Origin of the sequence: Pseudomonas sp. Sample_20 (genome assembly GCF_004307585.1) — a bacterium.
Taxonomy (GTDB): Bacteria; Pseudomonadota; Gammaproteobacteria; order Pseudomonadales; family Pseudomonadaceae; genus Aquipseudomonas; species Aquipseudomonas atacamensis.
Genome location: NZ_RCOA01000067.1, coordinates 33,640 through 48,986, shown reverse-complemented (window position 1 = coordinate 48,986; position 15,347 = coordinate 33,640). Strand labels below are relative to the sequence as shown.

General features: G+C 62.3%; 13 protein-coding genes. All 13 read left to right on the top strand.

Features of this window, described 5'->3' with window-relative positions:
• The first annotated feature begins 61 nt into the window (after positions 1 to 61).
• From D8U70_RS14930 to D8U70_RS14870, 13 genes are read left to right on the top strand one after another with little or no spacing between them, the layout of a single operon-like run.
• A complete protein-coding gene (locus tag D8U70_RS14930) occupies positions 62 to 1,414 on the top strand; it encodes a UDP-glucose/GDP-mannose dehydrogenase family protein (RefSeq protein ID WP_016774103.1) in 1,353 nt (450 codons plus the stop codon).
• On the top strand, positions 1,411 to 2,445 hold the full coding sequence (locus D8U70_RS14925) for an NAD-dependent epimerase (protein WP_076567416.1): 1,035 nt from the start codon (positions 1,411 to 1,413) through the stop codon (positions 2,443 to 2,445). The genes D8U70_RS14930 and D8U70_RS14925 overlap by 4 nt, the downstream gene beginning before the upstream one ends.
• Positions 2,446 to 2,459: 14 nt before the next feature.
• Positions 2,460 to 3,206, top strand: coding sequence for a sugar transferase (locus D8U70_RS14920; protein WP_073474300.1), 747 nt, complete (start codon positions 2,460 to 2,462; stop codon positions 3,204 to 3,206).
• On the top strand, positions 3,206 to 3,853 hold the full coding sequence (locus tag D8U70_RS14915) for a CpsD/CapB family tyrosine-protein kinase (RefSeq protein WP_024012451.1): 648 nt from the start codon (positions 3,206 to 3,208) through the stop codon (positions 3,851 to 3,853). Before D8U70_RS14920 ends, D8U70_RS14915 begins: the two co-directional genes overlap by 1 nt.
• Positions 3,854 to 3,874: 21 nt before the next feature.
• Entirely contained in the window at positions 3,875 to 4,897 is a 1,023-nt protein-coding gene (locus D8U70_RS14910; RefSeq protein ID WP_016774099.1) for a polysaccharide biosynthesis/export family protein, read from the top strand.
• 16 nt (positions 4,898 to 4,913) lie between these two features.
• Entirely contained in the window at positions 4,914 to 6,506 is a 1,593-nt protein-coding gene (locus D8U70_RS14905; RefSeq protein WP_056784537.1) for a Wzz/FepE/Etk N-terminal domain-containing protein, read from the top strand.
• Positions 6,503 to 7,594 carry a glycosyltransferase family 4 protein gene (locus D8U70_RS14900; protein WP_073474298.1) on the top strand — a complete coding sequence of 364 codons (1,092 nt, stop codon included), beginning with the start codon at positions 6,503 to 6,505 and terminating at the stop codon, positions 7,592 to 7,594. The genes D8U70_RS14905 and D8U70_RS14900 overlap by 4 nt, the downstream gene beginning before the upstream one ends.
• Entirely contained in the window at positions 7,591 to 8,958 is a 1,368-nt protein-coding gene (locus D8U70_RS14895) for an O-antigen ligase family protein (protein WP_073474296.1), read from the top strand. The genes D8U70_RS14900 and D8U70_RS14895 overlap by 4 nt, the downstream gene beginning before the upstream one ends.
• The gene (locus D8U70_RS14890; protein WP_130929179.1) at positions 8,955 to 9,923 is read left to right on the top strand and encodes a glycosyltransferase; all 969 of its coding nucleotides are present in this window, start codon (positions 8,955 to 8,957) and stop codon (positions 9,921 to 9,923) included. The genes D8U70_RS14895 and D8U70_RS14890 overlap by 4 nt, the downstream gene beginning before the upstream one ends.
• Entirely contained in the window at positions 9,916 to 11,052 is a 1,137-nt protein-coding gene (locus D8U70_RS14885) for a glycosyltransferase (RefSeq protein ID WP_056784525.1), read from the top strand. The genes D8U70_RS14890 and D8U70_RS14885 overlap by 8 nt, the downstream gene beginning before the upstream one ends.
• Before the next feature lie 13 nt (positions 11,053 to 11,065).
• Entirely contained in the window at positions 11,066 to 12,067 is a 1,002-nt protein-coding gene (locus tag D8U70_RS14880) for a polysaccharide deacetylase family protein (protein ID WP_130929178.1), read from the top strand.
• Positions 12,064 to 13,371, top strand: a complete 1,308-nt coding sequence (locus tag D8U70_RS14875) for an oligosaccharide flippase family protein (protein ID WP_073474291.1) — start codon at positions 12,064 to 12,066, stop codon at positions 13,369 to 13,371. Before D8U70_RS14880 ends, D8U70_RS14875 begins: the two co-directional genes overlap by 4 nt.
• Positions 13,368 to 15,287, top strand: coding sequence for a hypothetical protein (locus tag D8U70_RS14870; RefSeq protein WP_130929177.1), 1,920 nt, complete (start codon positions 13,368 to 13,370; stop codon positions 15,285 to 15,287). Before D8U70_RS14875 ends, D8U70_RS14870 begins: the two co-directional genes overlap by 4 nt.
• Positions 15,288 to 15,347: the final 60 nt, after the last annotated feature.

Below are 15,347 nucleotides of genomic sequence, written 5' to 3'. Positions count from 1 at the left end.
CTATACCCCTTTAACAATCTCATTCCGTAGTTAACTTTTCTGGTTTTATTGAGGTGCGCAGATGGACGTGAGCGTATTTGGCACTGGCTATGTCGGACTTATACAAGCTGCTGCACTTGCCGATGTCGGCCATCGGGTTTTATGCATTGATATTGATCCGAACAAGATCAAACAACTGCAACAAGCGGTGCCGCCCATCAGTGAACCAGGCCTGTCCGCAACACTTGAAGAAAACATCAAGGCCGGGCGCTTGTTGTTCAGCACTCAGGCCAGTGATGCGGTGACTCACGCCGAGCTGATTTTCATCGCCGTCGGCACCCCGGCGGACGAAGACGGCTCTGCCGACCTCAGCCATGTGCTCAACGTCGCCCGGCAAATTGCCGGCCTGATGGAGGCCGATCGCACGTTGATCATCAAATCCACGGTGCCGGTCGGGACTGCCGATCAAGTTCTGGCCACGGCCACCAGCGAATTGCTTTTGCGCGGCAAAACCGAGCTGCAGGTGCGCGTGGTATCCAACCCGGAATTTCTCAAGGAAGGCAGCGCCCTCGCCGACTGCATGCGCCCGGACCGGATCATCATCGGCACCCGCGACGACGCTGCCCGCGAACAGATGAGCGAGCTGTACGCACCGTTCTGTCGCAACCACGAAAAACTGATGTTCATGGACAATCGCAGCGCCGAGCTGACCAAGTACGCGGCCAACGCGATGCTCGCCACCCGCATCAGTTTCATGAACGAACTGGCCAATCTCACCGAGCTGCTCGGCGCCGACATCGAAGCGGTGCGCAAAGGCATCGGCTCCGACCCGCGCATCGGCTACCACTTCATTTATCCGGGCTGCGGCTTCGGTGGCTCGTGCTTTCCCAAGGATCTGCGTGCCCTGCTGCACACCGCCGAACACAACGGCATGCCGTTGAAACTGCTGCGCAGCGTCACCGACGTCAATGACAGCCAACGGCACATCCTGTTCAGCAAATTGCGCGCGCAGTTCCCGCAAGGCCTGGCCGGCAAATCCATCGCCGTCTGGGGCCTGGCGTTCAAACCGAACACCGACGACATGCGCGAAGCCCCGAGCCGTTATCTGATGGACGCGTTGTGGGCCGAAGGCGCCAGCGTGCAGGCCTACGATCCGGAAGCCATGTCCGAGTGCCGGCGCATCTACGGCTACCGCAACGACCTGCACCTGTGCGCGACCCGCGACGATACCCTCGAAGACGCCGACGCGCTGGTGATCTGCACCGAGTGGAAAAACTTCCGCGTAGTCGATTTCGAACTGCTCGCCGAGAAGCTGCGTTCGAAGGTGATCATCGATGGGCGCAACCTTTACAACCCGGAGCAGGTTGCCGCCGCCGGCCTGCATTACAGCGGCATCGGCCTGCGCCACATCGCCCCTGAAGGGCTGCGGCCATGAAGATTCTGGTGACCGGTGCCGCCGGCTTCATTGGTGCTCATTGCGTCCTGCGCTTGCTGCGCGACGGGCATTCGGTGGTCGGCCTGGACAATTTCAACCACTACTACGACCCGCAGCTCAAGCACGACCGCGTGCAGTGGGTGCGCGAGCAGGTCGGCGATTTTCCGCTGGCCACGGTGGATCTGGCCCACGCTTCGGCGATCGACGCATTGTTTGCCCGCGAGCAGCCGCAAGTGGTGATCCATCTGGCTGCGCAGGCCGGGGTGCGTTATTCGCTGGACAATCCACGGGCGTATCTGGACAGCAACCTCAACGGTTTCCTGAACATTCTCGAGAGCTGCCGGCATCACCCGGTCGAGCACTTGATCTACGCCTCGTCGAGTTCGGTGTACGGCGCCAATCAGCACACACCTTACTCGGTCAAGGATGGCGTCAACCATCCGCTGTCGCTGTACGCCGCGACCAAAAAAGCCAATGAACTGATGGCGCACAGCTACAGCCATCTGTTCGGCATTCCCTGCACCGGCCTGCGCTTTTTCACCGTGTACGGGCCTTGGGGGCGGCCGGACATGTCGCCGATCCAGTTCGCCCGGGCGATCAGCGAAGGCGAGCCGCTGAAGCTGTTCAATTACGGCGAGCACCAGCGCGACTTCACCTACATCGACGACATCATCGAAAGCATCGCTCGCCTCATCGATCAGCCACCGCAAGCCAACCCGCAGTGGGATCGCGAGCAGCCCGACCCGGCCAGCAGCATGGCGCCGTGGCGCCTGTTCAACATCGGCGGGCAGCAGCCGGTCGCGCTGAAAACCTACCTCGCGCTGATGGAAAAACATCTCGATCAGCAAGCCATTGTCGAGCTGCTGCCGCTGCAACCGGGCGACGTGCTCAACACCTGCGCCGAGGCCAGCGATCTGGCCCAAGCCACCGGATTCCAGCCCCGGATAGAACTGGATGAGGGACTGGGCCGCTTCATCGCCTGGTTCCGCGACTACTACCCCACTGCCCGTGCGCCGCTTGCGGCTGATTGAATGCGGAGGACGCCATGACTGGACATGAAAGAAGTGTGTCGATTGCACAGATGCGCCCTGACAAGCGCGTCGACCCGGAACATCGCATGCGCCTCGACGCGGCGATCCATCGTCAGGGTCGCGGCTGGTTCAGCGGCCGCGATGGCGGCCGCCCATGGCAGCTGTCGCGGACCAACCGGGTGGTCGCCTGCCTCGGCGCGCTGACGATTCTCGTGCTGATCTCGCCAGTGCTGCTGGGTCTGGCCCTGGCCATCAAGCTCACCAGCCCGGGGCCGGTGCTGTTCGTGCAGAAACGCACCGGTTATCGCGGGCGCAAGTTCGGCATGTTCAAGTTCCGCACCATGGTCAGCAATGCCGAAGAACTCAAAGAGTCGCTGCGCCACCTGAACAAGCACGGGGCAGATGCCATCGACTTCAAGATCGACAAAGACCCGCGCGTCACCGGCATCGGCAGTTTTCTGCGGCGCACCAGCCTCGACGAGCTGCCCAACCTGATCAACGTGGTGACCGGCGACATGCGCCTGGTCGGCCCTCGCCCGACCTCGTTCAACGCTTACCGCTACAAGGACAATCACCTCGCGCGTCTGGCGATCTACCCCGGTATGACCGGTCTGTGGCAGATCTCCGGACGCAGCAACATCGACTTCGACCAGCGCGTTGAGTTGGACCTCAGCTACATCGCCGAGCAGAGCCTTCTGCTTGATCTGAAGATTCTGTTGAAAACCCCCTTCAAAGTATTCAGCGGCCACGGAGCAAGCTAATGGACGGTTCAACCAATAAAAGCCTGAGCATCGCCAGCCCCAGCGAATCGAATCTGACTTCGACCGTGCTGGATCTCGATCTGCGCATTCTGTTCCTGACCGCCGCCAACCCCGGCGCCGGCACCACCACCAGCGCGCTGGCACTGGCCAGTCAACTGGCGCAGATGAGCAGCGGCCAGGTGCTGCTGGTCGATGCCAGCCAGTCGGCGAACAACCTCACCCAGCAGATGAACCTCGGCAAGGAGCGCGGCCTGCGCGACCTGCTGTTCAACCCGGGCAACCCGCCGCTGTTGCAGGACTGCGTGGTGCAGGTCTCGAGCCTGCCCTTCCATGTGCTGCCCAACGGCCGGCCGATCCGCACGCTGGAACACCTGACCGCCGAGCGCCTGAGCCCGTTGCTCGACCAGTTGGGCAGCCAGTACCGCTTTGTGGTGATCGACGGCGACGCGGTGTATTCCGCCGCCGACACCCTGGTCATCAGCACTCAGGTCGACGGCGTGGTGTTTGTCGTGCGCGCCGAAGACACCCGCTGGGAAGTCGCCCAGGCCGCTGTGCAACGCCTGACTCAGGCCGGGGCGAAAGTGGTCGGCAGCGTGTTCAACCGGCGCAAGTACTACATGCCCAAATGGCTTTACAAAAACCTGTAAGCGAACGCAAAGGATGACGCCATGAACGCCAGAATGCTTGTCCTGCTGTTGCTGCCGCTTGCGGGCTGCACCAGCACTTCCGAGACCCGCAACATGCCGGTGAATATTCTCACCGCCACACCGGCCAACGCCCAGGCCACCGACATGCCGCGGGTCGAACAGACCCTGCGCCCGAAAGACGTGCTGGATGTGATCTTTCACATCAGCACCAGCGGTTCGGACGCTTACCGCGTGCAATCAGGTGACCAGATCGGCCTGAATTTCACCGCCGCCAGTCAGCTCAACGGCACGCAACTGGTGCTGCCCGACGGCACCATCGAACTGCCGGGCGCCAACACCTCGGTAAAAATCGCCGGGCTGACCAGCGAAGAAGCGCGCCAGGAAATTCAGCGTGCGTATCAGCGCAAGCAACTGTTCCAGCCCAACCGCAATCAGCTCTCGGTACAGATTCTCAGCCCGCTGAGCAACGAGCAGAACCTTAAAAGTGCGCTGAACCATCCGGCCACCGGCATGAGCCGGGAGATCACCGTCGGCACTGATGGCTACGCGAGTTTTCCGGAAATCGGCGCGGTGCCGCTGCAAGGCATGACCGTCAATCAGCTGGAAACCTTCCTCAATCAGAGATACGCGCAACTGCCGGGGCGAATGACCGTGGACGTGCTGCTCAAGTCCACCGCCGGCAACGAGATCTACGTGCTCGGCGAAGTCGCACAACCGGGCTCCTACCCGATCCGCCGGCCGGTGTCGGTGCTTGAGGCGCTGACTCTGGCGCGCGGTACCAACGTCAAGGCGCGGCTGGATTCGGTGGTGATCATGCGGCGCAACGGCAATCAGGTGCAGGCGATGAACTACGACGTCGAGAAAGCGCTGTCGGGTGACGCGCCACAAATCGCGTATCTGCAGCCGGACGACATGCTCTACGTGCCAAAAACCAAACTGGCCAGCGCCGGCGAACTCGCCCGCCAACTGGCTGATGTGGTGCTGTTCCAGGGCGTCGGTTTCAGCTTCGGCTACCGCGTCGACAACAAAGGCAGTGACAACTGACTCTCAGGTGACCGACATGAACCCAAAAGAAAATTACCTGCACGAGTTCTTCAGGATTTTCTTCGCCAACAAGCAAACGGTGAAGCGCATCTTCCTGACCTTTGCAGTGATCGCCCTGCTCCTGCCGTTGCTGCTCAAACAGAGCTTCGATATCACCGCGCAGGTCATCGTGCAGTCGAAAAAGCTGTCTCAGGGCGATGCGACCACCTCGCTGACCCAGGACAGCGCCACCTTCATTCCGCCATCGCTGGCGGACATGGAAACCGAAAGCAATATCCTCCGTTCGCCGGCGCTGATCCGTCAGACCATCAGCGAACTGCGCGACATGGGTCAGTACAACCCGCCGCCGGGGATGCTCAGCAAGCTGGCGGGCGAGCCGTTCAAGCGTTACGTCAGCACGCCGCTGCGCGAATACGTGATAAATCCGCTGCGTGATGCGCTGGGCATGCAAACCGATCCGGTGCGCGACACGGCACTGGACGGTTTGACCCAGGACGCCATCGACAACCTGAAGATCGAAACCCTGCCGGGTTCCAATGTGATCTCGATCGTCTACAGCTTTCCCGATCCGGCCCAGGGCACAACGTTTGTTGCCGCGTTGCTGCAGAACTATCTGGTCGATCGTCAGGCGTTGCAGTCGATCGAGCTGCCGCATTCGTTCTACGAAACCAAGAAGCATCAGTATCAGGTGCGCCTCGATGGTCTAGAAGGCGCGCGGCTGAGCCTGCTGGAAAGCGTCGGTTCTTCCGACCCGAAAGAGGAAATCACCTTTCGCCTCAACGCGATCAACACCGAAGAGCAGGCACTCAACCTGTATCGCGATCGCTTGCTGCAAAGTCAGCGCTGGCTCGATTATCTGAAAACCAGCCTGGCCGCCGCCAACACCAACAAACTCAACGACTACACCTTCCCGTTCACCTTCACCACGACGGTGGACAACATTGCCTTCGAGGACCGCGAGATCAGGCAGATGGGCGAGGCGCTGACCACTCAAGTCAGCCGCTATATGAATGACCTGGCGGTATTCCAGCCTGGCAGCGAGCCGATGTTGCTGGCCCGCGAGCAAATTGCCCGCACCCGCCAACAGTTCCTCAAAGTGGTCAACAACCGCATCCAGGAACGCACAATCGACTTGTCGGTGGTGAGCCAGGTCATCGAGCAGAAAACCGCGCGCATTGCCGAGTTCAAGAATCGCATCCATCAATTGCAGCAGACCCAAAGCAAGCTGCGCCAGATGGACACCGAGATCGGCGCCTTGCACGCAGCGTTTTCCACCTACGCGCAACGCTTCGCCGAGAGCAGCACGACACGCGCTTTGGACAACGACTTGTCCAACGCCCGGGTATTGAGTCCACCGTTCGAGCCGACCGAGGCGGCTTTTCCCAAGCCGATGCTGATCATTCCGTTCGGGCTGTTCACCGGGCTGCTGCTGGCAATCGCGTTCGTCTACGTGCGTGAGTTCTTCGACCATCGGTTCAAGCATCCGGCGCAAATCAGCCATGAACTGGGCGTGCCAGTGCTGTTGGTGCTCAACGAAGAAACGTCGCAGCCGGGCAATCCGCACAAGAACTGGACCATGCCGAGCCTGGTTCACTGGGTGCGCAATTGAACGCGGTGTCCACCCCAATCGTCGCCCTGCCGATCATTCATTTGCTCAGCAGCGGCGGCTTCTACGGGGCCGAGCGAATGTTGCTGGATCATTGCCTGGCCACGCCGGGGCAGCACCAGGTGCTGTTCCTCGACGCGCCGCCAGAACTGATCGCGCGCTTTCGTGAAGCCGGGGTGGACGCTCGCGCTTGTGCCGGGCTCGGCGAATTGCTGCGGCACTTGCGTCAGCGCCGTGGCGACCAACCGTTGCTCAACACCCACAACTTCAAAGGTCTGCTGTTCGGCTGGGTTGGCGCCACGCTGTTGCGCGTGCCGCTGGTGATCACCCAGCACGGCTTCACGCCGCGCAGTCGCAAGCAGAAGTTCTACACCTGGCTGAGCCTGCAACTGTGCCGCACGGCGTCGGTGAAACGGGTGGTTTGCGTGGCGCACAGCATCGCCACGCTGCATCTGAAGGCCAGCGTGAGCGCGGAGAAGTTGCAGGTGATTCCCAACGGTTTGCCAGCGGCGCCAGCGATGCCGCCGCTGGCAGAGCGGCAACGCTGGCTGGCCGGTTACGTCGGCCGGTTGAGCAGTGAAAAAGGCCCGGACCTGTTTCTCGATGCGCTGATTGCGTTGTGTCACCAGCATCCGCAACTGGACGCGGTGATGCTCGGCGACGGCCCGGAACGCGAGGCCTTGCAGGCGCGTATCGATGCTGCCGGGTTGCAGCAGCGGATTCGCTTGCCGGGCTACCAGACGGCGATGCAAGGCTGGTGGCAGCAACTCGATGCGCTGGTGATCAGCTCGCGCACCGAGGGCACGCCGATGATTCTGCTCGAAGCGATGCAGGCCGGCGTGCCGGTGGTGGCGTTCGCGGTCGGCGGCATTCCCGATGTCCTGCAGGACCGTCACAACGGCCTGCTCGCGGCGCCGACGGATACCGCCGCCCTCGCCCGCCAGCTCGACACCTTGCTGGCCGAACCGAAGCTGGCCGCGCAGTTGCGCGACAACGCCAGACGCACCCAACAGGAGCGCTACGACCTCAAGGCTTTGGCCGAACGCTGGTCGCAGCTGTACATCCAAACGGCACGGGAGACACGCGCATGATTTTCCCGCTCTCGATCGTCAGTCTGTTCGCCCTGGTCAGCCTCGGTCTGCTGGCCAGTCCCTGGCCGTATCTGGCACCGGGGGCGGTTATTGGTCTGGTCGGTTTCACCGTTCTGTACCGCAAGCCGACCTGGGGCCTGCTCGGCATTGCCGCGCTGGTGCCGTTCGAAGGGTTCTTCAAGGACAGCTCGGTGTCGGGCAGCAAGTTGCTCGGCGCCTCGCTGGCAGTGATCGTGATGCTGCAATTGGCGCTGCACCAGATCCCCTCGCAGCGCCTGCGCAGCAATCTGTGGCGTTACTTGATCGGTTTCATGGCGCTATACCTGCTGAGCCTGTTCGCCAGCGACAATCTGGGCATGTCGCAGACTCATCTGCGTGAACTGAGCGTGGGTCTGGTCCTGTTCGTGATCACCCTGTTGATCGGCCGTGAGTTGAATCTGGATCTGTTCGCCCGACTGGTCACGCTCAGTGTCAGCGCGACCTGCGCGATGGCGATGTTTTCCAGCCGATTCCAGGACAAGGGCCGCGCCGCCGGCCTGCTCGAAGACCCGAATGCCTTTGCCCTGCTGATCGCTTTCGCCGTGCCGCTGGGCCTGCTGCTGGTGATTCGCAGCCCGAACCTGCTGCACCGTTTGTTCTGGGCTGGTTGCTGTCTGCTGCTGCTCGGCGGCATGACCAAAACCGAGTCGCGCTCAGGGCTGGTCGTACTGGCGTTGAGTCTGGCAATCGGGGTCTGGCACTACCGCCAGCAGTTGACCCGCATTCGTCCACGGCATTTCGGCTTCGCCATGCTCGGTGCTGCGATCATCCTGCCCTTGGCGATCTATGCGATGCCGGCCGGTTATCTGGCACGCATTCAATCGCTGAGCATCCTCAGCGCCGGGGCCAAGGCCCAGGACGAATCCCTCGGCCGTCGCGCCTCCTACATTGTCGTTGGCAGCCAGATCATTCGCGAGCATCCGCTGCTCGGCTCCGGCCCTGGCACCTTCCCGCTGCACTACGCGACCACCGGTTATGCCAAGGCGTTCTCGGCCAACCGCAAGATCGGCGACCTGTATCGCCGGGCGCATAACACTTATCTGGAGATCTTCAGCGAACTGGGGATTCCCGCCGGCCTGCTGTTTGTCGGCATGCTGGTGCAGGGTTTCTACAACCTGATCCGCGCACGACGCACGTGGCTGCAGCGGCGCGAGTGGCAGCACGCAGGCATGGTTACCCATCTGGGCATGAGCTTTCTGTCATTGACGCTGTTCCTGATGTTCCTCAGTGCGCCGAACCTGAAATACCTGTGGATCATGCTGGCGCTGACCTGGGTGCTGCGCCTGAAAGCCGAGCAGGCAGCGCTGACGGAGACCAAAGCATGAGCCGGATCAGCATTGTCATTCCGATGTACAACGAAGCCCGGCACATCGGCCGCACGCTGCTGGCCGCCAGCAAGGCCGCGCACGCAGCCGACATCGACTGTAGATTGATAGTCGTCGACAACGGCTCCACCGACGAAGGGCCGCAGATTGCCCGCGCATTCGGCGCGCAGGTTCTGCTGCTGCCCGGCCTGCTGATCGGCGCCTTGCGCAATCGTGGCGCAACGGTTGCCCGTGGTGAATGGCTGGCGTTCATTGATGCCGATATCGAGATGCCGGAAGACTGGCTGAAGCAGATGTTGGCTTTGGCTGCGGGCGACCAGGGCGACGTTTTCGGCCTCGACCTGCACACCCCTGCTGCCGCGCCATGGTTCGCCGCCGCGTGGCAGCGCCGCTCTTTGCGCCCGTCGGGTGGCGCCACGCGCACTGTGCAATGGCTGCCCAGTGCCAACCTGCTGATGCGCAAGCAGTGGTTCGACAACGTCGGCGGATTCAACGAAACCCTGCGCACCGGCGAGGACAAGGAATACACCCTGCGTCTGCACAGACACGGTGCTCGTCTGCTGTCGGTCAATACCAGCGTCGCTCTGCATTGGGGCTACGAAATGACCTGGCGCGAATGGGTCGGCAAGGAACTGTGGCGTCAGGGCAGTCATCTGCAATTGGTCCGGGCCCACGGCATGAGCTTGCGTCTGCTGCGGTTTCCGCTGCTCTCGTTACTGGTGTGGCTGATTGATGCTCTGGCGATTCTTGCGTTGCTGGGCGGCTACGCGCAGCAGGCGTTACTGCTGCTGACGGCAGGCCTGCTGCCCAGTCTGCTGCTCAGCCTGCGGCAAAGCATTCGCCAGCATAACCTCAGCCTGACCTTGCAGCTCTGGGGCCTGCACTGGGTGCGCCTGCACTTGGCAAGCGCAGCATTGATTCTCGGTCTGTGTCATTGGAATGCAAGGAGGCCTGCCCGTGGCTGAACTCATTTTTTGCCTGTGCCTGTTGTTGCCAGCGTACGCCTACATCGGCTATCCGCTGCTGCTCACCTTGCTCGCGCCACTGTTCCCGGCCTGGCGACATGCCCCCGCACCGCCGCTGAACGTCAGCATCGTGATTGCCGCGCACAACGAGGCACGCCATATCGAGCACAAGCTGCGCACGCTGCTGGCTCAGGACTATCAGCCGGCCGCGTTGCAGATCATTCTGGCCAGCGACGGTTCGACCGATGACACCGTGGCTTGCGCGCACAAAGTAATTGATCCGCGCATCACCGTGCTCGACCTGCCGCGCCAGGGCAAAGCCGCCACGCTGAATGCCGGCGCCGCCCTGAGCAGCGGCGACATTCTGGTGTTCACCGATGCCGACAACCAGTGGTCGCGCGACACCCTCGGCCACTTGCTCGCGCCGTTGAGCGATCCGCAGGTCGGCGCCTGCGCGGGGCACATGGTGATCCCGGTTACCGGTGGCGGCCTGAGCATCGGCGACAGCCTGTATCGGCATTACGAAGGCTGGTTGCGCCGGGTCGAGAATCGCACCGGCTGCATGGTCTCCGCCGACGGCGCCCTGCTCGCCTTGCGTCGCGAGCTGTTCCAGACCGTGCCGGCCGAGGTCAACGATGATTTCTTCATCAGTACCTGCGCACCGGTGGCGCATAAACGCATCGTCTACGTGCCCGAGGCGCAGGTGATCGATCAGGGCGTCGACGAAGCGGACAAGCAATGGCGTCGCCGCCAGCGGGTCACCGTCGGTGGCCTGCAGAGCCTGGCGCAACGCCGTGAACTGCTCAATCCCTTCAAGCACGGCCTGTATTCGATCGCGTTGATCAGCCACAAACTGATTCGTCGACTGGCGCCGGTGCTGTTGTTGCCGCTGCTGCTGAGCAATTTCTGGCTGTGGAACCAGCACGGTTTCTATCGCCTGAGCCTGCTCGCGCAATTGCTCGGTTACTCGATTGCCATCGCCGGCCTGCTGGATTCGCAACACCGTTTACCGAAACCGTTCCGCCTCGCGGCCTTCCTGCTGGTGACGCTGGCAGGCATGAGCGTCGGCCTGTGGCAGTTCCTGCGCGGGCAACGGTACGCACAGTGGAATCCTGACCAGAATCGTTGAGGGGGCGCATGCCATGGCTATCAAACAACTGATAAAACGCACCAGCGGCTGGCTCTATCTCAACTCGTCCGTGGGGCGCAGCCAGTTGCACGGGGCCGGAGTCATCCTGATGCTCCACCGAGTGCTGGCCAACGACCGTGCCGCCAACCTGCCGCACCGCAATGAACTGTGCGTAGGCCCGCAGGCGTTCGAACACTTGCTGATATGGTTGCGCAAGCATTTCGATTGCGTGCCGCTAATGGAGCTGTTGCAGCCCAACGCCCTGCGCACCGAGCGCCCACGCGTGGCGCTGACCTTCGATGACGGCTGGCGTGACAACGCGGTTAATGCCTATCCGCTGCTGCAAAAATATCAGGTGCCGGCGAGCATTTTTCTTTCCACCGATTTCATTGGCAGTCGGCAACGGTTCTGGTGGGAAAGCGTCGGTGAAACGCTGTGGGGCAGCCATGGCGAAAAGGCGCGCATGCACCTGATCGAGCACCTGCGCATCACCGGTCATCCGCTGCCGGTGCTGCTCGACGATATCGATGTCGACCGGCGCAGCCTGGCACTGCTGCATTACCTGCAAGAGCTGAAGAGCCTCGATCCGCAGGAACTCGAACGTCTGACCAATGAGTGTCCGCCGGATTCTCTGCCACAAGCGCTGGACTGGCATCAGGTGCGCGCCATGGAAGCGTCCGGTCTGGTGCGCTTCGGCCCCCACGGCGCCAGTCATGCGATCCTCACTGGCCTGGATGACATGCGTCTGCACGAAGAAATCAGCCGCAGCCGCGACGCCCTGCACAACGGCTGCAATCGGCCACTGCCGGTGTATTGCTACCCCAACGGCGACAACGATGAGCGCGTGCGCGAGCAGGTCGCCAATCACGATTATCCGTTTGCGCTTGGCACGTCCACCGGACTCTATCGCGGCGCCGGCGACCCGCTGAACCTGCCGCGCTTCGGCGTCAGCCAACGTACCGCGCGCAATCCGGAGCTGCTGTCGCTACGGATCTTTCGCGGGGCACGGTCATGAGTCGCGGCAGCTACATCAAGCACCTCGCCCTGAGCATGGGCACCAAACTGGCGATGATCGCCCTGCGCCTGCTGCGCAATGTGTTGCTGGCGCGGATTCTCGGGCCGAGCGAACGCGGTCTGTTCGCGCTGCTCAGCACCCTGCCGGATCTGATCAGTGCGGCGACCAGCGGCGGCCTGAATTCAGCGGTCGGTTATCAAGCGGCTAACCAGCGGCCGATGGGGCTGTTGCTCGCCCAGGTGCTGGTGTTCGGTTGTCTGCTGGCCGGGCTGCTGACGTTGCTGGTGGTGGCGCTGGCGCGAGAATTCGGCAGCGAACTCGACGTCACGATGCAGCTCGGTCTGCTGGCGTGGCTGTTGTTGCTGGCGGTACCGCTGACCGTGCTCAAAAGCGGCCTGCTGACCTTGCACAACGCGTCGGGTGGCGTGGTCGCCTTCAATGTCCTGCGTCTGATCGAATCGCTGGCACCATTACTGCTTTTTGTTGCGCTGTTCTGGATGTGGAAAGAGGCGGCACTCGAAGCGGCGCTCATCAGTTGGCTGGCCGGTATCAGCCTGGTGGTACTGGTGGGCTGGATGTGGCTCAAACGCGCACAGCCGCTGCAACTGCAATGGGATCGTGCAAGCCAGAAGGAGCTGCTGAAATTCAGTGCACGCAGCCATCCGGACCTGCTGTTCCAACAGGTGATCCTGCGCTCCGATTACTTGTTTATCGGCGCCCTGCTCGGTAGCAGCGCGCTCGGCCATTACGCCATGGCCAGCGCCGCTGCTGAACTGTTGCTGATCGTTCCGGAAGCGGTCACCACACCGCTGATGAAGCGTCTGCTGCAACAGGACAAGGGCATGGACAAGGTCACGCCGCTGGCGCTGCGCCTGACCGCGACGGTAATGCTTTGCGCCTGCATCACCATGGCGCTGATCGGCGAATGGCTGATCATCATCCTGTTCGGCGTCGCCTACCAACCCGCGTATCCGGCGCTGCTGGCTTTGCTGCCGGGGCTGTTGGGCCTGTGCTACGCAAGCATTCTGCGCCTGGACCTGATCGGCAAGAATCGCCCTGCCACCGTCTCGCTGATGATGGGGGTGGGCGCGTTGCTGAATCTGGGCCTGAATCTGCTGCTGATCCCGAGCTACGGCATCGTCGGCGCAGCGGCGGCGTCCTCGATTGCCTATCTGGCAGTGACCCTGGCGATGCTGGTGCTTTATTGCAGGCTGAGCGGCGTACCGTTCTGGCACACGCTGTTCATTCTGCCCGGCGACCTCAGCCCGATGTGGCTGATGCTGCACCGCAGGAAAGCCGCATGAAGCGCCTGGCCCTGCTGTTCGGACTCGGCATGACGCTGAATGCCTTCGCTGCGCCCATGCAGTGGGGCGACATCCGCGATGGCAGCCTGTATCTGCAAGCCGACCGCCCGGATACAGTCACCGTGCGCTGGGTTCCGGCGTGGCAGGCCGAGGCCAATGAAGAGCATATCTACCTGCTTGACGGCCATGGCCGCTTGCAAGGTGATCGCTTCATCAAGGCCAGTGAGGTTCGCGGTTCGCAAAGCTGGCCGCTGGTGCCGGGAGCTGCCGGTTATCGCCTGGAGATTCCCGGCTACAGCTTCCGTAGTTACCGCGTCGAGCATGACGCAACCACCGTGGCGCTGTTCAGTCCGGCCAAAGTGCATTTCAGCGTCGAAACCCGCAATGGTACTGAGCTGTTTTTCCAGGTCGCACCGGGAGAGCATGCGGTGCTGAACGGCAAGTACCATGGCGGCGTCAACGCGCTGCAAGCACAGCGTGTGGACGATGGACAACAGCTGTCGCTGGCCCTCAAGCCCCACCGCGCCTATTGGCAATTCGATCAAGTGGCCTTGCCGGTCAGTGACCGGCCTCAGGCCTGGCGCTTGCGCCTGCAGGGCAGCGGCAAAGCGGCGTTCTGGCTCGATGGCACGGCCAACCTGTTTGCGCAGAATCCGCAGCAGCTGCAGCCAGTGCATGAAGAATCGGGTGAGGTCCGCCTGACCCTGCACGCCATGGTGCTCGGGCGCACTCCGGATCTGGGCATCGCGCTGCCCAATCTGATGCCGCCCGCGAGCAGTCATGCCGCATTGGATGCGTTGAAACCGAGTGCGGCGAGCTACTACAGCTACGTTGACATAACGTCGAAAAGTGCCCGCTTCGAAGACCCGGTTCGTCAGCTTTATCAGACGCGCTTCGGCATCCGCCAGGACATCACCCTGCTCGCCGGCACCGGGCGTCAGGCCAATCTGCGCGCCGATGTGCAAAGCAGCAACGGCCTTGAGACGTGGCTCGCCGGCACTCGTGCCTTGGGTGGTCAAGGCACGCATTACATCGGCTTCGCCGACGAGCCGAACCTCAACTATTCGAGCTACGACGAATACCGCTCGATTTTCGTCAGCATGGCCCGCCAGGTGCGCAGCAATCCGGCCAATGCCAGTGCCGGTGTGCGCATCGCCATGCCGGCCACTTCGCGTCTGGTCAACGGCCCGTTCGCCAATAACGCCGCAGACAAACGCGGGATCGATTGGGCACGGCGTCTGCTCAGTGAAGCGCCCGATCAGATTGACGCGTTGGCCTGGCACGAATGGATGATCCGCGACCTGCTCGCCACTCGCGTCTACCGCGACAGCGTGCGCCGCGCCGCGCAACTGGTCGGCCTCGACGCAAAGGGTCAGCCGCGCAAAGCCTTGCTGCTCGATCAGACCAATCTGTCCAGTGGCTCGAGCCTGAGCCCGTACGACCAGGAAACTCATTACGCCGCCCTGTGGTGGGCATCGGTGGTCATCAATGCTTCTCAGGACGGCTTGCTGAGCATGCTCAACTGGTTTCAGGCGGCCGACGAACCGCCCTACGCCAAGGGCATGGTGCGCGTGTTGGCCGGCGATCGCTTCGAGCTGAAACCGGTGGGCCTGGCCCAGCAATTCATCGCCCGGCATTGGCTGCCGCACGTGCTGCAACTGGATAACGACGCCTTCGAAGTGGACGTACTGGCGATGGCCGGCGACGAGCAGCGCACGTTGCTCGGGGTGAACAAAGGCACGCGCCTGCAACGCGTTGCTCTGAGCGGTGCCAAGTGCCCGCTCAACCAAGGCGCCCTGCATTTCTTCGGCGCTGACAATCGCGCCCGCGACGCACCATTTGCCTGCGAACACGGGCGCGTGCGTTTCGAATTACCCGGGCAAACCCTGTTTGCCCTGAACTGGAACGCTTCATGAACCGCCCTTCTGCCCTGCGAGCGTGATGCTACGCGCGGCACTTTCATCAGGAGAAGAGAC